Source organism: Aquipseudomonas ullengensis, assembly GCF_014174475.1.
GTDB lineage: Bacteria > Pseudomonadota > Gammaproteobacteria > Pseudomonadales > Pseudomonadaceae > Aquipseudomonas > Aquipseudomonas ullengensis.
Map to the genome: position 1 here is coordinate 304516 of NZ_JACJUD010000002.1, position 18591 is coordinate 323106.

Annotated in this window: 22 protein-coding genes; 11 read left to right on the forward strand and 11 right to left on the reverse strand. The window is 65.0% G+C overall.

The features are described 5' to 3' along the window. The first annotated feature begins 44 nt into the window (after nucleotides 1-44). From H3H51_RS06845 to H3H51_RS06865, 5 genes are all read left to right on the forward strand, one after another. Nucleotides 45-821: a class II aldolase/adducin family protein gene (locus H3H51_RS06845; protein ID WP_407926466.1), complete on the forward strand. Its 777-nt coding sequence runs from the start codon at nucleotides 45-47 to the stop codon at nucleotides 819-821. After that, nucleotides 818-1729, forward strand: a complete 912-nt coding sequence (locus H3H51_RS06850) for an alpha/beta fold hydrolase (RefSeq protein WP_183088304.1) — start codon at nucleotides 818-820, stop codon at nucleotides 1727-1729. Before H3H51_RS06845 ends, H3H51_RS06850 begins: the two co-directional genes overlap by 4 nt. Beyond that, nucleotides 1708-2250: a DUF1569 domain-containing protein gene (locus tag H3H51_RS06855; RefSeq protein ID WP_183088305.1), complete on the forward strand. Its 543-nt coding sequence runs from the start codon at nucleotides 1708-1710 to the stop codon at nucleotides 2248-2250. The genes H3H51_RS06850 and H3H51_RS06855 overlap by 22 nt, the downstream gene beginning before the upstream one ends. A gap of 125 nt (nucleotides 2251-2375) precedes the next feature. Then, on the forward strand, nucleotides 2376-3293 hold the full coding sequence (locus H3H51_RS06860) for an SDR family oxidoreductase (RefSeq protein WP_183088306.1): 918 nt from the start codon (nucleotides 2376-2378) through the stop codon (nucleotides 3291-3293). A gap of 83 nt (nucleotides 3294-3376) precedes the next feature. Then, on the forward strand, nucleotides 3377-4159 hold the full coding sequence (locus H3H51_RS06865; RefSeq protein WP_183088307.1) for a crotonase/enoyl-CoA hydratase family protein: 783 nt from the start codon (nucleotides 3377-3379) through the stop codon (nucleotides 4157-4159). 19 nt (nucleotides 4160-4178) lie between these two features. Here H3H51_RS06865 and H3H51_RS06870 read toward each other — a convergent pair whose 3' ends face one another. Beyond that, the gene (locus H3H51_RS06870; RefSeq protein ID WP_183088308.1) at nucleotides 4179-4982 is read right to left on the reverse strand and encodes a SirB1 family protein; all 804 of its coding nucleotides are present in this window, start codon (nucleotides 4980-4982) and stop codon (nucleotides 4179-4181) included. Between the two features lie 80 nt (nucleotides 4983-5062). Then, a complete protein-coding gene (locus H3H51_RS21355; RefSeq protein ID WP_183088309.1) occupies nucleotides 5063-5410 on the reverse strand; it encodes a hypothetical protein in 348 nt (115 codons plus the stop codon). Between the two features lie 252 nt (nucleotides 5411-5662). Between H3H51_RS21355 and H3H51_RS06880 the strand changes: the two genes are divergently transcribed. Beyond that, nucleotides 5663-6520: an ATPase gene (locus H3H51_RS06880; RefSeq protein ID WP_183088310.1), complete on the forward strand. Its 858-nt coding sequence runs from the start codon at nucleotides 5663-5665 to the stop codon at nucleotides 6518-6520. A 65-nt stretch (nucleotides 6521-6585) separates the two neighbouring features. Here H3H51_RS06880 and H3H51_RS06885 read toward each other — a convergent pair whose 3' ends face one another. From H3H51_RS06885 to H3H51_RS06915, 7 genes are all read right to left on the reverse strand, one after another. Next, complete coding sequence (locus tag H3H51_RS06885) at nucleotides 6586-7173, reverse strand: putative glycolipid-binding domain-containing protein (protein ID WP_183088311.1); 588 nt, start codon at nucleotides 7171-7173, stop codon at nucleotides 6586-6588. A 155-nt stretch (nucleotides 7174-7328) separates the two neighbouring features. Further along, entirely contained in the window at nucleotides 7329-7670 is a 342-nt protein-coding gene (locus tag H3H51_RS06890; protein ID WP_183088312.1) for a HopJ type III effector protein, read from the reverse strand. Further along, nucleotides 7670-7960, reverse strand: a complete 291-nt coding sequence (locus H3H51_RS06895; RefSeq protein ID WP_183088313.1) for a DUF1244 domain-containing protein — start codon at nucleotides 7958-7960, stop codon at nucleotides 7670-7672. The genes H3H51_RS06890 and H3H51_RS06895 overlap by 1 nt, the downstream gene beginning before the upstream one ends. 102 nt (nucleotides 7961-8062) lie before the next feature. Continuing rightward, a complete protein-coding gene (folX, locus tag H3H51_RS06900; protein WP_183088314.1) occupies nucleotides 8063-8434 on the reverse strand; it encodes a dihydroneopterin triphosphate 2'-epimerase in 372 nt (123 codons plus the stop codon). Then, entirely contained in the window at nucleotides 8435-8995 is a 561-nt protein-coding gene (folE, locus tag H3H51_RS06905) for a GTP cyclohydrolase I FolE (RefSeq protein WP_183088315.1), read from the reverse strand. It lies immediately after the preceding gene. 23 nt (nucleotides 8996-9018) lie between these two features. After that, nucleotides 9019-9729: a dihydromonapterin reductase gene (folM, locus tag H3H51_RS06910; protein ID WP_183088316.1), complete on the reverse strand. Its 711-nt coding sequence runs from the start codon at nucleotides 9727-9729 to the stop codon at nucleotides 9019-9021. 138 nt (nucleotides 9730-9867) lie between these two features. Beyond that, nucleotides 9868-10434 carry an antibiotic biosynthesis monooxygenase gene (locus tag H3H51_RS06915; RefSeq protein WP_183088317.1) on the reverse strand — a complete coding sequence of 189 codons (567 nt, stop codon included), beginning with the start codon at nucleotides 10432-10434 and terminating at the stop codon, nucleotides 9868-9870. Between the two features lie 267 nt (nucleotides 10435-10701). Between H3H51_RS06915 and H3H51_RS06920 the strand changes: the two genes are divergently transcribed. Then, nucleotides 10702-11643, forward strand: a complete 942-nt coding sequence (locus H3H51_RS06920; RefSeq protein ID WP_183088318.1) for a MerR family transcriptional regulator — start codon at nucleotides 10702-10704, stop codon at nucleotides 11641-11643. Nucleotides 11644-11722: 79 nt separating this feature from the next. Here H3H51_RS06920 and H3H51_RS06925 read toward each other — a convergent pair whose 3' ends face one another. After that, entirely contained in the window at nucleotides 11723-13246 is a 1524-nt protein-coding gene (locus H3H51_RS06925) for a fumarate hydratase (RefSeq protein WP_183088319.1), read from the reverse strand. Nucleotides 13247-13482: 236 nt separating this feature from the next. On the opposite strand from H3H51_RS06925, the gene H3H51_RS06930 reads away from it, so the two are divergent. From H3H51_RS06930 to H3H51_RS06940, 3 genes are all read left to right on the forward strand, one after another. Further along, entirely contained in the window at nucleotides 13483-14610 is a 1128-nt protein-coding gene (locus tag H3H51_RS06930) for a GGDEF domain-containing protein (RefSeq protein ID WP_183088320.1), read from the forward strand. Continuing rightward, nucleotides 14603-15541 carry an iron-sulfur-binding ferredoxin reductase gene (locus H3H51_RS06935; protein WP_183088321.1) on the forward strand — a complete coding sequence of 313 codons (939 nt, stop codon included), beginning with the start codon at nucleotides 14603-14605 and terminating at the stop codon, nucleotides 15539-15541. Before H3H51_RS06930 ends, H3H51_RS06935 begins: the two co-directional genes overlap by 8 nt. A 93-nt stretch (nucleotides 15542-15634) precedes the next feature. Next, nucleotides 15635-16408, forward strand: coding sequence for an enoyl-CoA hydratase (locus H3H51_RS06940; RefSeq protein ID WP_183088322.1), 774 nt, complete (start codon nucleotides 15635-15637; stop codon nucleotides 16406-16408). 163 nt (nucleotides 16409-16571) lie between these two features. On the opposite strand, the gene pyk is transcribed toward H3H51_RS06940, so the two are convergent. After that, nucleotides 16572-18023: a pyruvate kinase gene (gene pyk / locus H3H51_RS06945; protein WP_183088323.1), complete on the reverse strand. Its 1452-nt coding sequence runs from the start codon at nucleotides 18021-18023 to the stop codon at nucleotides 16572-16574. Nucleotides 18024-18186: 163 nt separating this feature from the next. Here pyk and H3H51_RS06950 point away from each other — a divergent pair, with 163 nt between their 5' ends. Then, nucleotides 18187-18561 (forward strand): tetratricopeptide repeat protein, encoded by a 375-nt coding sequence (locus tag H3H51_RS06950; RefSeq protein WP_183088324.1) that lies wholly within the window; start codon nucleotides 18187-18189, stop codon nucleotides 18559-18561. The last annotated feature ends 30 nt before the right edge of the window (nucleotides 18562-18591 follow it).

Genomic DNA, 18591 nt, shown 5'->3' on the forward strand with positions numbered 1-18591 from the left:
CCACTAGACTCATCGGCACAACAACAAGTGCCGAGGTAACCGCCGTGAACGCTCCGCTCAATCTGCCCGATCTGAAAAGCCAGGTGTCCGCCGCCGAGTGGCAGACCCGCGTCGACCTGGCGGCCTGCTACCGGTTGATCGCCCTGTATGGCTGGGATGACCTGATCTTCACCCACATCTCGGCGAAGATCCCCGGCACCGAAGAGTTCCTGATCAACCCGTTTGGCCTGATGTTCCACGAGATCACCGCCTCCAGCCTGGTGAAGATCGACCTGGCCGGCAACAAGCTGATGGACAGCCCGTACAGCATCAACCCCGCTGGCTACACCATCCACAGCGCCGTGCATGAAGTCCGCCACGACGCGGCCTGCGTGCTGCACATCCACACGCCGGCCGGCATCGCCGTGTCCGCGCAGAAGCAGGGCCTGCTGCCGATTTCCCAGCAGTCGCTGTTCGTGCTCTCCAGCCTGGCCTACCACGACTACGAAGGCGTGGCGCTCAACCATGAAGAGAAGGTGCGCCTGCAGGCCGACCTGGGCGACAAGCACTTCTTCATCCTGCCCAACCATGGTCTGCTCACCGCCGGTGGCAGCATCGCCGATACCTTCCTGATGATGTTCACCCTGCAGCGTGCCTGCGAGGCGCAGGTGATGGCGCAGAGCGGCGGTGCCGAGCTGATCCACATTCCTCAGCAGATTCTCGACGGCTCCGCCGCAATGGTCGCCGGGGTGATGAAAACCAGCCAGGGCATGGGCGGCCAACTGGCCTGGCCGGCGCTGCTGCGCAAGCTCGACCAGCAAATGCCGGGTTACGCCGAGTGACGGCGCTGCCAGGCATCGCCCTGGATGAGTGGCGTGCGCAGGGGCAGGGCTTCACCTTCAAGGGCCACGCCATCCGTTATTGGGTGACTGGCGCGGCGGATGCCGAGCCGTTGCTGTTGATCCACGGTTTCCCCACGGCCAGCTGGGACTGGCATTACCTGTGGAAACCGCTGGCCCAGCGCTACCGGGTGATCGCCTGCGACATGCTCGGCTTCGGCTATTCGGCCAAGCCGCGCCCGCACACCTACGACCTGCTGGAACAGGCGGACCTGCAGCAGGTCTTGCTGGCGCACCTGGGAATTACCGAGCCGGTGCATGTGCTGGCGCACGACTACGGCGACAGCGTGGCCCAGGAACTGTTGGCCCGGCACCAGGATGGGCGTCTGCCGCTGGCCAGCTGCGTGTTCCTCAATGGCGGGCTGTTTCCGGAAACCCATCACCCGGTGCTGACGCAAAAGCTGTTGCTCAGCCCGTTGGGGCCGCTGCTCGGCAAGCTGTTCTCGCGGGCCAAGCTGAAGGCCAATCTGGACAAGGTATTCGGCCCGCACACGCCGGCCAGCGAAGCCGAGCTGGATGCGTTCTGGAGCCTGATCGCCCATAACGACGGGCCGGCGGTGATGCACCGGTTGATCCGCTACATCCTCGATCGCCGCGTCAATCGCGAGCGCTGGGTGGCGGCCATGCAGGCAACGGCAGTGCCGCTGCGGGTGATCGATGGTGCGCTCGATCCGGTTTCCGGGGCGCACATGGTGGCGCGCTACCGCGAGCTGATTGCGAACGCCGACACCGTGTTGCTGGAGCAGATCGGCCATTATCCGCAGACCGAGGCACCCGCAGAGGTGCTCGAGCATTATCTGCAGTTCCGTGACCGTCTGGAGGCCAAAACATGCAGCGACGTACTGTCCTGAAGGGAGCCGCTGTAGGCGGTGTAGTGGTGTTGGGGGCGGGTTTCTGGGCACTGCCCACCAGCGTGGCGCCCGCCGCCTTGAATCTGCAGGGCGCGGAACAGGTGCTGAGTGGCCTGGTGGGGCGCGAGCTGGTCAGCCTCAAGGGCTGGACCCCGGCCGAGGTGTTCAACCACTGCGCGCAGAGTATCGACTACTCGATGGACGGTTACCCCGAGCTGAAGCCGGCATGGTTCCGCCATAGCGTCGGTCCGCTGGCCTTCAGCGTGTTCAGCGCGCGCGGGGCCATGCGCCACAACCTGCATGAGGCGATTCCTGGCGCCACGCCCTTGGCGGAGCCGGCCAGCACGGCGGCTGCCTTGGCCCGTCTGCAAGGCGCCTTTGCGCGGTTTGCGGGGTATCAGGGCGAGCTGCACCCGCACTTCGCCTACGGCGCTCTGAACCACGAGGAATACGCCCAGGCCCATGTGTTGCATCTGTACAACCACTTGAGTCTGATTCGTTCGGCCGATCAGTCTGCCTGATTTTGCCTGGCATCAATCATCCCTCTGCCTTATCGGCCATTATTCAGTCGTGCCGCAAATGATTGCCGTGGGGCAGTCATTGCCGGACACTCGAGGCCTTTTCCACCCGTCGAGGAAGCAAGTTCATGAGTGATGCCGTTCGTTTCGAAGACAAAGTCGTAATCGTCACTGGTGCCGGTGGTGGCCTCGGTCGTGCTCATGCGCTGCTGTTCGCCAAACACGGTGCGCGCGTGGTGGTCAACGACCTCGGCGGCAGCACCCAGGGCGAAGGCGCCAACTCATCGGCGGCCGACAAGGTCGTCGCCGAGATCCAGGCCGCAGGTGGCACCGCCGTGGCTAACCATGACTCGGTGACCGACGGCGGCAAGATCGTGCAGAACGCGCTGGATGCCTTCGGCCGCGTCGACGTGGTGGTCAACAACGCCGGCATCCTGCGCGACAAGAGCTTCGCCAAGATGGAAGACGCTGACTGGGACCTGGTCTACAAGGTCCACGTCGAAGGCGCCTACAAGGTGACCCACGCGGCCTGGCCGCACCTGCGCGAGCAGAACTTCGGGCGCGTCATCTTCACTGCGTCGACGTCCGGCATCTACGGCAACTTCGGCCAGTCCAACTACGGCATGGCCAAGCTTGGCCTGTACGGCCTGACCCGCACCCTGGCCATCGAAGGGCGCAAGAACAACATCTTCGTCAACGCCATCGCCCCGACTGGCGGCACGCGCATGACCGAAGGGCTGATTCCGCCGCAGGTATTCGACCAGCTCAAGCCCGAGCTGATCAGCCCGCTGGTGGTGTTCCTCGGCAGCGAAGGGTGCAAGGAAACCGGCGGCCTGTTCGAAGTCGGTGGCGGCTGGGTCGGCAAAGTGCGCTGGGAACGCAGCAACGGCGTCGGCTTCAACCCGCTGCAGGGCTTCAGCCCGGAAGACGTGGCGGCCAGCTGGCAGGAGATCGGCAACTTCGAGGGCGCCAGCCACCCGGCTGACACCAACCAGGCGCTGGGCGCGATGCTCTCCAACCTGCAGAAGTACGTGAAGCTCGGCTGATCCAGCCGCGTTTCGCAGAAAGGCCGGCTCTTTAGCCGGCCTTTCTGCTTTTATGCTGCGAGGAAAACCATCAGGAGAACGCAATGAGCGTCAGCGTCGAGAAGAACGGCCCGGTCACCACCCTGACCATCGAGCGTCCGCAGGTGCGCAATGCCGTCGACCGGCCGACTGCCGAGGCACTGGCGGCGGCCTTGCGCGCCTTCGAGGCAGATGAAAGCGCCCGTGTGGCAGTGCTGACAGGCGCCGCCGGAACCTTTTGCGCCGGTGCTGACCTCGCGGCAGTGGCAGAGGGCGCCGAGCGGGCCAATCGCCTGGAAGTCGATGGTGACGGGCCAATGGGGCCGAGTCGCATGCTGCTGAGCAAGCCGCTGATCGCGGCTATCGAAGGCCATGCGGTAGCCGGCGGCCTGGAGCTGGCCTTGCTCGCCGATCTGCGGGTGATGGCTGAAGACGCGGTACTCGGGGTGTTCTGCCGGCGCTTCGGTGTGCCGCTTATCGATGGCGGCACAGTGCGTTTGCCGCGCCTTATCGGCCAGAGCCGGGCGCTGGATCTGATTCTGACCGGGCGTCCGGTCGCAGCGGGCGAGGCGTTGCAGATGGGCCTGGTCAATCGCGTGGTGGCCAGCGGTACGGCGCGTACCGCGGCGGAGCAGTTGGCGGCGCAAATTGCCGGGTTTCCCCAGCTGTGCATGCTGACCGACCGCGCCAGCGTCTACGGCCAGTGGGATCAGCCGCTGGAGGCGGCCTTGCGCGCGGAGTTCAGCGCTGGCATGGCGGTGGTGCAGAGTGGTGAAACCCGTGCCGGCGCCCAGCGATTCAGCGCGGGAGCGGGGCGGCACGGGGACTTCACTGAGCCGCAGGCCTGATTGTCCTTGTCCGGCCCCGTCAGTGCAGGGCCGGCGCGCGTGCTAGCTCGTGCAGCCGCTGACTCAGGCGCAGGCTTTCCTGCGGGTCCTCGCTGAGCAGCAGGGCGCGTTCGAGGTCATAGCGCTCGGCCTGTGGGCAGTCCAGCTCGCGGTAGATCATGGCCCGTACCTGGTGGTCGGCGGCATTCGGCGGGGCCAGGAACAGCACTCGTTCGGCATCCTTGAGGGCGGCCAGGTGCTCGCCGGCGGCGCCATGCAGGTTGCACAGGTTGCGCGACAGGCGCAGCAGCAGGGCATGGCTGTCTGCGGTCTGCAGGTGGCTGGCATTCAGTTCGAGGTGCACGCCGCCGACCCGTGCCAGCAGCTCGCGGCAGTCACGGGTATACAGGCGGCGGCCGCTGCACGGGTCGAGCAGGTGATCGGCGCCCGGTACGCGCAGCAGCAGATGGCCGGGGAAGTTCACCGCCTGCAGCGGGATCTCCAGTTGCCGCGCCAGTTCCAGGGCGATCAGCGCCAACGACAGCGGCTGACCGCGCCGGCGTTGCAGCACGCGATGCAGCAAGGCGGCCTGCGGGCGGGTGGGCAGGCCGTCGTCTTCGTGAAAATCCAGTTCGTTGAGGCGCCGCAGCAGCGGCTGGGCCAGTTCGCCAGGCGGCAGGTTGGGCAGGCCGGCGGCGACCTGCTGGCGCAGGTTGCTGATCTCGCGCAGCCAGTGCTCGCTGTTCAGGTCGGGATCATGCTCGGCGGCAATCGCCAGCGCAGCGGCGAACAGCGCGGGTGGGTCTGTTTCGAGGTGGTTCAGCCAAGCTGGGCGTGCCGTCATCAAGGTCTCCTCTCGCTGGGAGTTCTTGTCTGACTTTTAACCGGCTGCGCTGCTTGCGTCCAGTCCTGGTGCTGTAGCTGTCAGGCGTAGATGCGCTGGCCGCGGTACATGCGCACGGAGCCGCGATGTTCCTCAGGCTCGACTGCGGCTGGCAGTGGCGCTGCGCTTTGTGCCTCGGGCAGGGCATGGCCGCGGTACTGGCGTGCAGGATGCGGATGGGCGGCGGGAACTGCGCTGGTCGGGAAGTCGCTCATTTCGGCCAGGCGGATGGCCAGGCTGCGGGTTTCCTGGTCACTGGAGCGCAGGCAGGCCAGCAACATGGCCTCCACCGCATCCGGCTGGCTCAGGCGGATATCCACGCAAAGCTCGTCGCGCAGGCGGCGACGTAGGGCTTGCATGCAGTCCAGAACGGCTTTGTTCAATTCCATACGCGTTTCCCCTGTGTCCGTGGCGCGATGCGGTGCTGTTGACTCACCGCGGCGATACCGCCCTGTCAGCATTGCAAGCGCCGTACCAGCCGCCCAGGTGGCGAACTGTGCGGTGTTTCACAGGTCCATGTTGCGCGAGCCGCCCGTCGCTGGTGCGGCTTGCACTCCTCTGGCGCGGGACTGATTGCGCCGGGACTAACCGGTATACTGGCGTTTTGTTACTCGGCTTCGGCCTCTCCTGAAGGTTTACCCATGCGCAACGATGCACACGACGAGCTGGATCACGTTCCCAGCCTGACCACCGACCCGCGTGATCGCGACGACTACCAGAGCGGTCACCACGCCCCAGCCCACGCTCCAGCCCATGCCCACGCGCCGCAGAGCAGCGCGCGCAGCTACCCGCAGGTGGAGCGTCGTCGTGGTTTCGGTACCGGGCCGTTGTGGGCGCTGATCGGTGCGCTGATCATCGCGCTGGGCTGCCTGAGCTGGTGGAGCTACCAGCAGATCGCCCAGATGCAGGCGTCGATAGTGGTGACCCAGGAAACCTTCGCCAAGATGAGCGAGGTCGCCGACGGGCGCATCCAGGATATCTCCGGCAAGGTGGTGGCCACCGAATCCAACGTCACCAGCGGCAGCGAAGCGCTCAAACTGCGGGTCAAACAACTGGAAACCAAGCTGGCTGAGCTGAGCAAGCAGCAACAGAGCGTGGCTGGCCAGCAGAGCGGGCAGGGCAAGCGCCTGGAGCAACTGGCCAGCGACCTGAAAAGCCAGCAGAGCACCACCAGCCAGTACGACGACCGCTTGGCCAAGCTCGACAAGCAGGCCGCCGAGCAGAAGAGCGGCCTGGCCGGTGTCGGCAAGCTGCAGGAGCAGGTCAAGGCGCTCGGCGGCGACATCGATACGCTGAAGAAGCAGGGCAACCAGAGCCAGGCGATCAAGAGCCTTGAGCAGGACCTGCTGGTGCTGCGCAGCGAGCTGGATAACCGCCCGGCGCAGAGCGGCACCAATACCGCCGAGTTCGACGCCTTCCGCGCCCAGATGACGCGCAACGTCAGCACCCTGCAGGCGCAGGTGCAGAACCTGCAGCAGCAGATCAACGCACGGCAGTAATCGATACCCGAAAAAAAGCCCCGCTCAAGCGGGGCTTTTTTATGGTCGCGAGTCTGGCCGATGCGTCATACCCAGGTGTTCAGGTGCAGCCGGCGCTGGCTGACCCGCACGAACTGCTCGCTGGCCTTCTGCAACAGGCTGAACTGATCCACGGTCAGCTCGCAGCTGGGATGGCCTTCGGCTTCGCAGCGATACAGGGTCTGTGCATTGTTCTGCTGCAGGCAGTGGTAACGCTGCAGGCGGGCTTCGATCTTGAGGCTGAGCAGGTCGATGTAGGCCACGGCGAGCTGTTCACTTTGCCCGACTTCCAGGGCGCAGCGCTGCAGGGCGGGGGTGTGGGTGTAGGGCGAGGCGGAAAGCATCACTTGCTGGCAATGCTGCAGATCATCGCGCAGCACGCCGTTTAGAAACCACTGGCCGCGCATGTCACGCCGCAGCTCCAGGCTACGCGGGCCGTGGTTGTCGACCTTCAGCCAGAGGCGGCGGAAGCGCCAGCGTGCATCGCAGTTGAGCGTATAGGTGGCGGCGATGTTGTTGCCGCGAATGTTCTGCAGCAGGTGGCTGCTGGCGTTGACGCCGTTGCTGTCGATATCCAGGTTGAGGTGTTCAACACCCGGATTGTCCCAGGGTTTCCAGACCAGGCTCTGTTGCATCCTTGCACTCCACGGCTCAAGGTCCGGGCGCCTCGCGTCGGCGTCCTGCCAACGACTTCCCTGAAGGCATCCCGGCGCTCAGGTGGGGGAAGATTACGAGGCTTTGCAGGCGTTGTCTGTCAGCCAAAGCTGACATTGGCAACTTTCTGCGCAGGTCAGGCCTTGCGGGCGAGCGACGGTTGCGCGAACTGCACACCGCTCAGGCCGGTGTCCTGCAGGGCGCGGATATTACCGTGGTCATTGCCATCGGGGTTGGCCAGCACGGCGCGGTAGTGCTCGCCGAAGGCGCGCAGGGTTTCTTCCAGGCTGAAGCCTTCGAGCAGGGCCAGGCCGAGGGTCTTGCACGAGCCTTCGTTCTGCCCGCTGGCGTTTTCCACGTTGCCGTTGCGAAACGCGCTGGGCTGGTAGTCGTAGTGCGCGGCGACGAAGGCCAGGGTGTCGGCGAACAGGAAGCTGTCGCTGTGCAGGCGGGCGCGGAAGTCTTGTAGCTGGCTCATCAGTGTTTTCCCTTGTCGAAGGCAGCCTGTTGTTCGGCGCTGGCTTCTTTCTGGTATTTGGCTTTCCAGTCGGCATACGGCATGCCGTAGACCTCCTCACGGGCCTGTTCCATGCTGACGTCCACTTCGAGGTCGTCGGCGGCGGCCTTGTACCACTTGGACAGGCAGTTGCGGCAGAAGCCGGCGAGGTTCATCAGGTCGATGTTCTGCGCATCGGGGCGCGAACGCAGGTGCTGGACCAGGCGACGGAAAGCGGCGGCTTCCAGTTCGAGGCGTTGTTGTTCGGTCATGGCGAGGCTTCCGGACGGCGGCGGTGGCGCGAATGATAGAAGGGCTGGCGGGTGCCGGCAACGCCCGGAACCAGAGCGGCGCCGGGCATTTCAGCGGCTGTTCTAGCGGTGGCCGGCGAGAGTGATCGACACCGATTCGGCGAAGCGCAGGGCGTGCAGCTTGTCGACTTCTACCTCGGCGTAGCGCACGGCCGGGCTGGCCATCACCAGGTCGAGGATTTCCTGGGTCAGGCGCTCGAGCAGGGCGAAGCGGTTTTCCTCGACGTGACGAATCACCGCCTTGGTGATGGTGCGGTAGTTGAGGGCATGGTCGATGTCATTGCCCTGCACCGCCTCGGCGGCGGGGTAGAGGATGGTCAGGTTGATCAGCACATCCTGCTTGTTGAGGATCTCCTCCTCCTTGATACCGATGAAGGTGCGCAGGCGCAGGTCCTTGACGCGGATGCGCGCCATTCCGGGTTCCAGTCGCGGCATTTACTTGCTCCGTCCGATCAGTTGCAGGAATTCCTGGCGAGTGTTGGTCGACTCGCGGAAGGCGCCCAGCATAACCGAGGTGAACATCTGCGAATTCTGCTTCTCCACCCCGCGCATCATCATGCACATGTGCTGGGCCTCGATCACCACGGCCACGCCGGCGGCATGGGTGACGCTCTGGATCGCATCGGCGATCTGCCGGGTGAGGTTTTCCTGGATCTGCAGGCGCCGCGCGTACATGTCGACGATGCGCGCCACCTTGGACAGGCCAAGTACCTTGCCGGTGGGGATATAAGCCACGTGGGCCTTGCCGATGAAGGGCAGCAGGTGGTGCTCGCACAGCGAATACAGCTCGATGTTGCGGACGATCACCATCTCGTCGTTATCGGAGGCGAACAGCGCGCCATTGACGATTTCGTCCAGCGACTGCTGGTAGCCGTGACACAGGTACTGCATGGCCTTGGCTGCGCGTTTCGGGGTGTCGAGCAGGCCCTCGCGCTCGGGGTTTTCACCCAGGCCGAGGAGAATCTCGCGGTAGTGGTGCGGCAGTTGGGAGTTCATTAAAAGAGTCCTCACGGTGCCCCTCAGACGAGGTGGCGCCCGCCGTTGACGGTCAGCGTCGTGCCGGTGACATAGGGATTGTCCAGCAGGTAGCTCAGGCTGTGGTACACGACTTCCGCGCCTGGCTCGATGTCCATCGGGGTTTCGGCGAGGCGTTTGGCGCGGTAGGCCGCGTCGTCGCCTTCGTTGAATAGAATCAGCGCCAGGGCCAGGCCGTTGACCTGGATGCCCGGTGCGAAACGCGCGGCAAAGCTCTGCGTCAGGCTGTCCAGGCCGGCCTTGCTGGCGCAGTAGGCCGGGCGCTTGGCGCTACCCTTGCGGGTCACGTCGTCGCTGATGTGGATGATGTCGGCCGGCGTCGAGCGACGCAGCAATGGCTCGCAGTGCAGGTTGATCAGGTAGGGCGCGAGCATGTGCACGGCGACCATCTGCTGGAACACCTGGGCTTCGTTGCCGGGTGTTTCGGTGAGCCAGTCCGAGGCGTTGTGGACGATGGCGCGCAGGCTGTCGGTGTGGCGCTTCAGCTCGTCGATAAAGGCCAGAATGCCGGCTTCGCTGGAGAAGTCGGCCGGCAGCGCCAGCGCGCCGCGCTCGCGTAGTTGCTGTACGCCCTCGCGTTCGCGGCGGTAGCTGATGATCACCGGCTGGCCCTGGTCGAGCAGGCGATGGGCGCAGTGCAGGCCCACACGCTGGCTGGCGCCAGTGATCAGGATCGGGGCAGCGGAACCGCTCATGGAGGGTCTCGTTCGGCAGAATAAAAAGGGGGCATGCACCCGCATGGGGCGGGGCCGTATAAGCCGCCAAGTTATACCAGCGGGCCATTTCTGTACAACCACGCGGGCTGTACGGGAATGGCACCGGGAGAGGCGTGCTTAACGCGGTTGCAGGGCGATGTCGGCAGGTGCCGGCGTGCGTGCGGGCTGCAGCCAGGGCTCGAGCAGGCGGGTCGACAGCGGGATGAACCAGTAGGTCATCAGCGGCGTCAGGGCCAGGGTGCTGAGCAGGATGCGCACGGCCAAGGGTAGGTCGCTGAGCCAACCGCCGAACAGCAGGTTGAATGCCAGCGATACCGGGAAGAACGCCAGCCAGATGGCCACGCTCTGCTTCCAGCGCGGCGGTCGGCGCTGGGCGCTGCCAAACCAGGCGTCGAGGCCGCGCACGCGCTGTTCCAGCGGCTGGGCGAACAGCCCGCTGCCGCGCTGCAGCCAGGTGCGGCGCGAGGCCGAGTGTTCCCAGGCGGCGAGGGTGGCCTCGTCGGAGAAACGGAAGACGATCTGGAATTCGTCGTCGTCAGGCGGCGGGGCAAGTACGCCGGAGCCGAGGTAGCCGGCAAAGTCGGCGGCGAGCAATTCGCCTTCGTGTAGCCAGGCGCGGAATTCGTGGAAGCGCTCGCGCGGTACGCGACGCGCCACCAGCATGGTGACGGGAGCAGCAGACATTGTGTATCTCCAGGGCAACTGGCAGGGCCCGGGTAGGGCCCTGCACGGGGCATGGCGTCGGGGTGGTGACGGCATGCCTGAATGACAGGCAAGGATTATTCCTGTTTTTGCGCAATACGCCAGAGGCCTGGCGCGCCTTGCTGTGCAGTCGGACTAACGGCGCCGGTCTGCTGCTAGATGCACCGTGAGTGGGCGTCGCGGGCGATTCAAGCGCAGCCACCGGCTGGGGTACACTCTGCCGATCTTTCTCTGGCGGCCACTCCTGTCATGACCGAGCTTTCTGGCGCCTCCCAGGCTTGCGACTCCCTGAAACAGCAGGAGCTGTTCCCCATCCGCGAAGTGTCGCGGCTGACCGGGGTCAATTCCGTCACCCTACGTGCCTGGGAGCGGCGTTATGGCCTGATCCAGCCAATGCGCACCGACAGCGGCCATCGCCTTTATTCGGCAGCGGATATCGAGACGGTGCGCAGCATCCTGGCCTGGATCGAGCGGGGCGTGGCGGTCAGCAAGGTCGGCAAGATCCTGGCCCGTAGCAGCGGGATCAAGACCCCGGCGCTGGTGGCAGTTGATGCTACCGCCAGCGAGTGGGAGGCCTGGCAGGCGCGCATTCGCCTGGCGCTGGGTGCCTTCGATGGGCTGCAGCTGGAGCGCCTGTATGGCCAGGTGTTCTCCACCTATCCGCTGGCGGTGGTGTTCCAGGACATTCTCATGCCGCTCTGGCAGGAACTGCTGCTGCGCCGTGACGACTATGGTCAGGCCAGCGAATGGACCTTCCTCGACAGCTTCCTGCGCGCCCGCGTGCTGCAGCGCTTGCAGCTCGGTACCTCAGGCGCCGAGCGGGTGCTGCTGGCGGCGCTGCCGGGGCATTGCCGTGAACTGGAGCTGCTGGTAGCCGGCCTGTTGCTGGCGGGCGACGGTGGCGTGCAGGTGTTGGGGCTGGGCCAGCCGCTGCTTGAGCTGCCGCTGGTGTGCGAGAAGATTCGCCCGCAGGCGCTGGTGCTGTTTTCCAACCAGCCGCCGAGCAAGGAGCTGCCGCAGCAGCTCAAGCGTCTGGCCCTGAGCCTGGAGTGCCCATTGCTGTTCGCCGGCGATGCTGCAGACCTGGCCGAGGAGGAACTGCAAGGCTCGCCAATCGCCTGCCTGGGCAACGACGGTGGATTGATGCAGCGCCGCCTGCAGCAGTTTCTCGCCGGTCATCTGGATACCTGATCGAGCGGCTACTGGCCGGATGTTTCGCGCAACAAAAAGCCCGGCACTAGGGCCGGGCTTTTTGTTGCCGCTGGACGGGTTACTTCACTTCCACGGCCAGGCTTTCAGCGATCTTCTTGTTCCAGATCGCTGGGCCGGTGATGTGCACCGACTCGCCCTTGGTATCGACCGCCACGGTAACCGGCATGTCTTTCACTTCGAACTCGTAGATGGCTTCCATACCCAGCTCGGCGAAGGCCAGCACCTTGGACTTCTTGATCGCCTGGGCGACCAGGTAGGCGGCGCCGCCGACGGCCATCAGGTACACGGCCTTGTTGTCGCGGATCGCGTCGATGGCGATCGGGCCGCGCTCGGACTTGCCGATCATGCCCAGCAGGCCGGTGGTCTCGAGGATCTGCCGGGTGAACTTGTCCATCCGCGTGGCGGTGGTCGGGCCGGCTGGGCCTACCACTTCGTCACCGACCGGATCGACCGGGCCGACGTAATAGATGAAGCGACCTTTCAGATCGACCGGCAGCTCTTCACCCTTGTTCAGCATGTCGACCATGCGCTTGTGCGCGGCGTCGCGGCCGGTGAGCATCTTGCCGTTGAGCAGCACGGTCTCGCCCGGCTTCCAGCTCTGCACGTCTTCCGGGGTGATGGTGTCCAGATTCACGCGGCGCGCGCTCGGGCCGGCTTCCCAGACGATCTCCGGGTAGGCGTCCAAAGACGGCGCTTCCAGCTCGGCCGGGCCACTGCCGTCAAGCACGAAGTGGGCGTGGCGGGTGGCGGCGCAGTTGGGGATCATGCACACCGGCAGGGAAGCGGCGTGGGTTGGGTAGTCCATGATCTTCACGTCGAGCACAGTGGTCAGGCCGCCCAGGCCCTGGGCGCCGATGCCCAGCTGGTTAACTTTTTCGAACAGTTCGAGGCGCATTTCCTCAATCTTGTTCTGCGGGCCGCGGGCTTTCAGCTCATGGATGTCGATGGACTCCATCAGCACTTCCTTGGCCATTACCGCAGCTTTCTCGGCGGTGCCGCCAATGCCGATGCCGAGCATGCCCGGCGGGCACCAGCCGGCGCCCATGGTCGGCACGGTCTTGAGGACCCAGTCGACGATCGAGTCGGACGGGTTGAGCATGGCCATCTTCGACTTGTTCTCGGAGCCGCCGCCCTTGGCCGCGACGTCCACTTCCAGCTTGTCGCCGGGAACCATGGAGTAGTGGATCACCGCCGGGGTGTTATCCTTGGTGTTCTTGCGGGCACCGGCTGGGTCGGCCAGGATCGAGGCGCGCAGGACGTTTTCCGGCAGGTTGTAAGCGCGGCGTACGCCTTCGTTGATCATGTCGTCGACGCTCATGGTGGCGCCGTCCCAGCGCACGTCCATGCCGACGCGCACGAACACGGTGACGATACCGGTGTCCTGGCAGATCGGCCGGTGGCCGGTGGCGCACATGCGCGAGTTGATCAGGATCTGCGCCATGGAGTCGCGCGCGGCCGGCGATTCTTCCTTCAGGTAGGCCTCATGCATGGCCTGGATGAAGTCGACGGGGTGGTAATAGGAAATGAACTGCAGGGCATCGGCGACGCTCTGAATCAGGTCATCCTGTTTGATCACGGTCATGCAAGCGCTCCTCTAGTACGGGAACATCTGTAGGGAAGCGCCGGACCACGACCCGGCGCATTGCGACAAAAAAGGCGCCGCAGTATAGCGTGCCAGAGGCCCGCGGCACAGCCGCCGGTAGTCGCGAGCGGCCTGCGACCAAGGTCTTGTGTTTAGGTTGGCAGGGCGCAAAGACCCTAGGTTTTTTGTGATCACAGGGGTAGAGTGAGGCAAGGTGCCAGTACGGGATGGAGCCCATGAGTACGAGCAGTCCACGGGTTACGAAACGAAGTCTGCAAAGCCTGCTGCTGAAGCGTTTCGGCATGGCGGCGGGTACCTATGCCCTGGTACTTCTGCTGCTCTGGGTGGCGGCCTTCAACGATCTGCTCAGTGGCTCACTGTCTGGTGCATTGGCCTGCAGTGCCTTGGTCGTGGTCTCGCAACTGGCCTTCCTGCTGCTGTTTCGCAGTGGTCTCAACCTGCGCTTTCGCGACCCCAGCCTGACCGAAGCCCAGGTGCTGGTCGGCCTCGCCCTGCATACCTTCCTGCTCGCCCAGCTCGACAGCGCACGCGGCACGTTGCTGTTGTTCTATGTGGTGATCCTGATGTTCGGCGTATTCCAGCTACGCCCCGGGGTCTTTGCACGTTGCGCCGCCTTCGCCTTCTTCAGTTTTGCCAGCCTCAACCTCTGGGAGGGCTACCACATGCGCCTGGCCGAACCGGGGTTGGCGCTGCTGCAGAACTGCACCCTGTCCGTTGCGCTGATCTGGCAGAGCCTGTTCGCCAGTTATGTGCAGGCGCTGCGCCAGCGCATGCGCCAACGCCGCTATGCGCTGCAGGCGCACCAGGACACCCTGCGCGGCATGATGCGCCAGCTCGAAGACCTGGTGGCCACCGATGAACTGACTGGCCTGTTCAACCGCCGGCATTTCCTGCGCCTGGCCCTGCGTGAGCTGGAAACCCTCGGCGGCGGGCGCCAGCATGGCCTGGCATTGATCGACCTTGATCACTTCAAGCGGATCAACGACGTGCATGGCCATGCTGCCGGTGACCGCGTGCTGCAGACCTTCGCCGCAGTGGCGCGGGCCTGCCTGCGCGACGGCGATGTGCTGGCGCGCTACGGTGGCGAGGAGTTCGTGCTGTTTCTGCCCAATACCGATGCCGATCAGTTCACCACCTGTTGCGAGCGTCTGCGCGAGGCCTTCGCCTGCGCCGAGCCGGTTGGCGTGCAGGTCGACAATTTGAGCCTGTCCGCCGGCATGACCCTGATTGGCGAAGGCGATGACCTCGACGAGGCCCTGCAACGGGCCGACCAGGCGCTGTACCGGGCCAAGCGCGGCGGGCGTAACCGTTGCGATGCGGCTTGGGAGGGTGCGGGTGCCTGAATTGCATGTCGCCGGCCAGTCCTGGTCGGTCGTTGCCGGAAGCAATCTGCTCGACGCTCTCAATGGCGCTGGCTTGCGCGTGCCTTATAGCTGCCGTGCCGGCAGTTGCCACGCGTGCCTGGTGCGTTGTGTAGCCGGCGAAGTGCTGGACGCTGCGCCGGATGCGCTGGACGCCCAGCGCCGTGCCGAGGGCTGGTGCCTGGCCTGTCAGTGCCAGGTGGCGGGCGATCTCGCGGTGGAGGTCTTCGACCCGCTGCGCGATGGCCTGCCGGCGGTTGTCGAGTCGAGCGACTGGCTGAGCCCCAACGTGCTGCGCTTGCGCCTGACCCCACAGAAACCGCTGCGCTACAGCGCTGGCCAGCACCTGGTGCTGTGGACGGCTGGCGGTGTGGCGCGGCCTTATTCGCTGGCCAGCGTACCGGGCATCGACCCCTGGCTGGAGTTCCACCTCGATTGCCGGCACAGCGGCGCCTTCAGCGATGCGGCGCGCCAGCTCAAGCCGGGCGATTCGCTGCGCCTGGGCGAGCTGCGGGGCGGGGCGCTGCACTATGACCCGGACTGGCACGAGCGGCCGCTCTGGCTGTTCGCCGCCGGCACTGGCATGGCGCCGCTTTGGGGCATCCTGCGCGAGGCTCTGAACCAGCAACACCAGGGGCCGATCCGTGTGCTGCACCTGGCCCATGATGCCAGCGAACATTACCTTGCCGAGCCCTTGCAGGCGCTTGCCGCTGCTCATCTGCAGTTGCAGGTGCAGCCGGTAGTGGCGACCGAGCTGGCGGCGGTTTTGGCGGAACTGAAGCTTGTTTCGCGGCAAACCCGCGCCTTACTCTGCGGTTCTCCCGCCAGCGTGGAGAGCTTCGCACGCCGTCTCTACCTGGCCGGCCTGCCACGCAACCAGCTGCTGGCTGACGTCTTTCTTCCTCGCGCCTAGATCGCTCTGGAGCTGCACGCGAATCCCCTCGGGCCGGTTCAGCGTGCTTTCCTCAGCCAGCGGCGCGACGCCACAGATTCGCAAGGAGTTGCAATGAGCGAGCATGTACTGGTCGAGCGCGATGGTGGTCTGCTGACCCTGCGTCTGAACCGCCCGGACAAGATGAATGCCCTGACCCGCGCCATGTACAGCCAGATGGCCGAGGCGCTGGATGCGGTCAATGCGGATTCCAGCGTGCGCGTGGTGCTGATCACCGGCGGCGCCGAGTGCTTCACCAGTGGCAACGATGTGGCGGACTTCCTCGAAGTGCCACCGACTACGCTGGATAGCCCAGTGTTCCACTTCATGCGCGCGCTGTTCGACTTCAGCAAGCCGGTGGTGGCCGCCGTGAGCGGGCCGGCCGTGGGCATCGGCACCACGCTGCTGCTGCACTGTGACCTGGTTTATGTCAGTCACGATGCCAAGTTGAAGATGCCGTTCGTCAACCTCGGCCTGTGCCCGGAGTTTGGTTCCAGCCTGATCCTGCCACGCCTGCTCGGCCAGGCCAAGGCAGCCGAGTTGTTGCTGCTCGGTGAAAGCTTCAACGGCGAGCAGGCGGCGCAATGGGGGATTGCTAGTGGCGTGCTGCAGGGCGGCCCGGCGACCCTGGCCAAGGCTCGCGAAATGGCGCGGCGGTTCATTGAACTGGCGCCCTCGGCTGTGGCCGATAGCAAGCGCCTGATGCGCACGCCGGGGCGCGAAGAACTGCGCAAGGCGATCGAGGAGGAGGGCGCCCTGTTCGGTCAGCGCCTGCGCTCGCCGGAGGCCATCGAGGCGCTGTCGGCCTTTCTGCAGCGGCGCAAGCCGGATTTCTCTCGCTTCGTGTAGGTGGGGTGGGCTTCACCGATCCACCTTGCGTTCTGTGTCTGTAGGAGTCAGCTTGCTGGCGATGCTTCTGGGGCGTCCGGACCGCCAGCAAGCTGGCTCCTACAGGTAAAGCGCCAGGCACAAAAAAGCCGCTCATTGAGCGGCTTTTTTATTGGGTCAACACTTAGACCATCAAATCGCCAACATGCAGGATCTTCATGGTATTGGTGCCGCCGGTGCCGTGGTAGCTGTCGCCCTTGGTCAGGATCACCCAGTCGCCGGGCTCGACCACGCCGAGCTTGAGCAGCTCGTCCACCGCCGCCTGGCTGACCTTGTTGGCCGGCAGTGCAGCTGGGTCGAACGGCACGGTGTAGACGCCGCGGAACATCGCCACGCGGGCCTGTGCCTCACGGTGCGGGGTGAAGGCGTAGATCGGGATCGACGAGCGGATGCGCGACATGATCAGCGGGCTGTAGCCACTCTCGGTCAGGCTGATGATCGCCTTGACGCCCGGGAAGTGGTTGGCGGTGTACATGGTCGCCAGGGCCACGCTTTCATCGCAGCGCTCGAACTGACGGCCGATACGGTGACCGGAGCGCTGGCTGATCGGGTTCTTTTCCGCGCCCAGGCAGACGCGAGCCATGGCCTGCACCGCTTCCACCGGGTATTCGCCGGCGGCGCTTTCTGCCGAGAGCATTACCGCATCGGTGTAGTCCAGCGCGGCGTTGGCTACGTCGGACACTTCCGCACGGGTCGGCATCGGGCTGTGGATCATCGACTCCATCATCTGCGTGGCCGTGATCACCGCTTTGTTGTAGCGGCGGGCGTGGGCAATGATCTTCTTCTGGATGCCGACCAGTTCGGCATCGCCAACTTCCACGCCGAGGTCGCCACGGGCCACCATCACTGCGTCGCTGGCGCGGATCAGGGCGTCGAGGGTGGCATCGTCGGCCACCGCTTCGGCGCGCTCGATCTTCGCCACCAGCCAGGCGGTGCCGCCGGACTCGTCGCGTAGGCGGCGGGCCAGATCCATGTCGGCGGCGTCACGCGGGAAGGACACCGCCAGGTAATCGACCTCCATCTCGGCAGCCAGCTTGATGTCGGCCTTGTCTTTTTCGGTCAGGGCCGGTGCCGTCAGGCCACCACCACGGCGGTTGATGCCTTTGTTGTCGGACAGCGGGCCGCCGATGGTGACACGGCAGTGCAGTTCGTCGGCGCCTTTGAGTTCCACACGCATGACCACGCGGCCGTCGTCGAGGAGCAACTCGTCACCCACGTCGCAGTCCTGAATCAGCGCCGGGTAGTCGATGCCGACCACGTCCTGGGTGCCTTCGGTGCGCGAGTGGCTGGAGGACAGGCGGAACAGGTCGCCTTCCTTGAGTTCGATACGCTTGCCGGCAAACTTGGCGATGCGGATCTTCGGTCCCTGCAGGTCGCCGAGCAGGGCGACATGGCGGCCGTGCTTGGCGGCCAGTTCGCGGACCAGTTTGGCGCGTGCCTTGTGCTCGTCAGGCGTGCCATGGGAGAAGTTCAGGCGGGCCACGTCGATGCCGGCGAGAATCAGTTGTTCGAGGACTTCCGGCGAGTTGCTGGCAGGGCCGAGGGTGGCGACTATCTTGGTGCGGCGCAGGGTCATGCGGATACTCCAGTATTACGGCTGGGCGCAGGCTACTACGGCAAAACACTGTAGTCATTGTTCGGCTGCACTACCTTGCATCTGTTCGCTGGCAGCCTGTCATCGCTCTTGGCTGGAGAAAACCTGGGGGCAGTCGATACACTGCACTACGGAGGAATTTCCCATGCGTACCCTGATCATCCTTGCCCTGCTGGCCAGCCTGACCGGCTGTACCCGCGTGGCGCTCGACCGTCATCTGGACGAGGCCTACAAGCACTACGAAGAGGGCGACTGCGACCAGGCCCTGCTCGACCTGTCGCGAGCCGAGCGCAACAGTCGCTCGCGCAACTACGTGCAGCCGGAAATCTCCCTGCTGCGCGGTCAGTGCCTGGAGCGGCAGAATCTGTTCGTCGATGCGGCGCGCACCTACGAGTTCATCGTCGCGCGCTACCCGGCCAGTGAATACGCTTACCGCGCGCGGGCGCGCCTGGAAACCTTGCAGCAACTCAACCATTTGCGCAGTAGAGAAGTTGCCAAGAGCAGCCCGGCGCCGCTCTGAGCCAGCCGATAGTCCGGGAGCTTTTGTGTC

What these genes read in the sequence shown, in the direction of transcription:
- H3H51_RS06940 (WP_183088322.1), top strand. Translation starts at nt 15,635, where the DNA reads ATGAGCGAGCATGTACTGGTCGAGCGCGATGGTGGTCTGCTGACCCTG.
- H3H51_RS06870 (WP_183088308.1), bottom strand. Translation starts at nt 4,982, where the DNA reads ATGACGGCACGCCCAGCTTGGCTGAACCACCTCGAAACAGACCCACCC.
- folE (WP_183088315.1), bottom strand. Translation starts at nt 8,995, where the DNA reads ATGAACTCCCAACTGCCGCACCACTACCGCGAGATTCTCCTCGGCCTG.
- H3H51_RS06855 (WP_183088305.1), top strand. Translation starts at nt 1,708, where the DNA reads ATGCAGCGACGTACTGTCCTGAAGGGAGCCGCTGTAGGCGGTGTAGTG.
- H3H51_RS06895 (WP_183088313.1), bottom strand. Translation starts at nt 7,960, where the DNA reads ATGACCGAACAACAACGCCTCGAACTGGAAGCCGCCGCTTTCCGTCGC.
- H3H51_RS06950 (WP_183088324.1), top strand. Translation starts at nt 18,187, where the DNA reads ATGCGTACCCTGATCATCCTTGCCCTGCTGGCCAGCCTGACCGGCTGT.
- pyk (WP_183088323.1), bottom strand. Translation starts at nt 18,023, where the DNA reads ATGACCCTGCGCCGCACCAAGATAGTCGCCACCCTCGGCCCTGCCAGC.
- H3H51_RS06920 (WP_183088318.1), top strand. Translation starts at nt 10,702, where the DNA reads ATGACCGAGCTTTCTGGCGCCTCCCAGGCTTGCGACTCCCTGAAACAG.
- H3H51_RS06860 (WP_183088306.1), top strand. Translation starts at nt 2,376, where the DNA reads ATGAGTGATGCCGTTCGTTTCGAAGACAAAGTCGTAATCGTCACTGGT.
- H3H51_RS06885 (WP_183088311.1), bottom strand. Translation starts at nt 7,173, where the DNA reads ATGCAACAGAGCCTGGTCTGGAAACCCTGGGACAATCCGGGTGTTGAA.
- H3H51_RS06865 (WP_183088307.1), top strand. Translation starts at nt 3,377, where the DNA reads ATGAGCGTCAGCGTCGAGAAGAACGGCCCGGTCACCACCCTGACCATC.
- H3H51_RS06925 (WP_183088319.1), bottom strand. Translation starts at nt 13,246, where the DNA reads ATGACCGTGATCAAACAGGATGACCTGATTCAGAGCGTCGCCGATGCC.
- H3H51_RS21355 (WP_183088309.1), bottom strand. Translation starts at nt 5,410, where the DNA reads ATGGAATTGAACAAAGCCGTTCTGGACTGCATGCAAGCCCTACGTCGC.
- H3H51_RS06880 (WP_183088310.1), top strand. Translation starts at nt 5,663, where the DNA reads ATGCGCAACGATGCACACGACGAGCTGGATCACGTTCCCAGCCTGACC.
- H3H51_RS06890 (WP_183088312.1), bottom strand. Translation starts at nt 7,670, where the DNA reads ATGAGCCAGCTACAAGACTTCCGCGCCCGCCTGCACAGCGACAGCTTC.
- folX (WP_183088314.1), bottom strand. Translation starts at nt 8,434, where the DNA reads ATGCCGCGACTGGAACCCGGAATGGCGCGCATCCGCGTCAAGGACCTG.
- H3H51_RS06915 (WP_183088317.1), bottom strand. Translation starts at nt 10,434, where the DNA reads ATGTCTGCTGCTCCCGTCACCATGCTGGTGGCGCGTCGCGTACCGCGC.
- folM (WP_183088316.1), bottom strand. Translation starts at nt 9,729, where the DNA reads ATGAGCGGTTCCGCTGCCCCGATCCTGATCACTGGCGCCAGCCAGCGT.
- H3H51_RS06930 (WP_183088320.1), top strand. Translation starts at nt 13,483, where the DNA reads ATGAGTACGAGCAGTCCACGGGTTACGAAACGAAGTCTGCAAAGCCTG.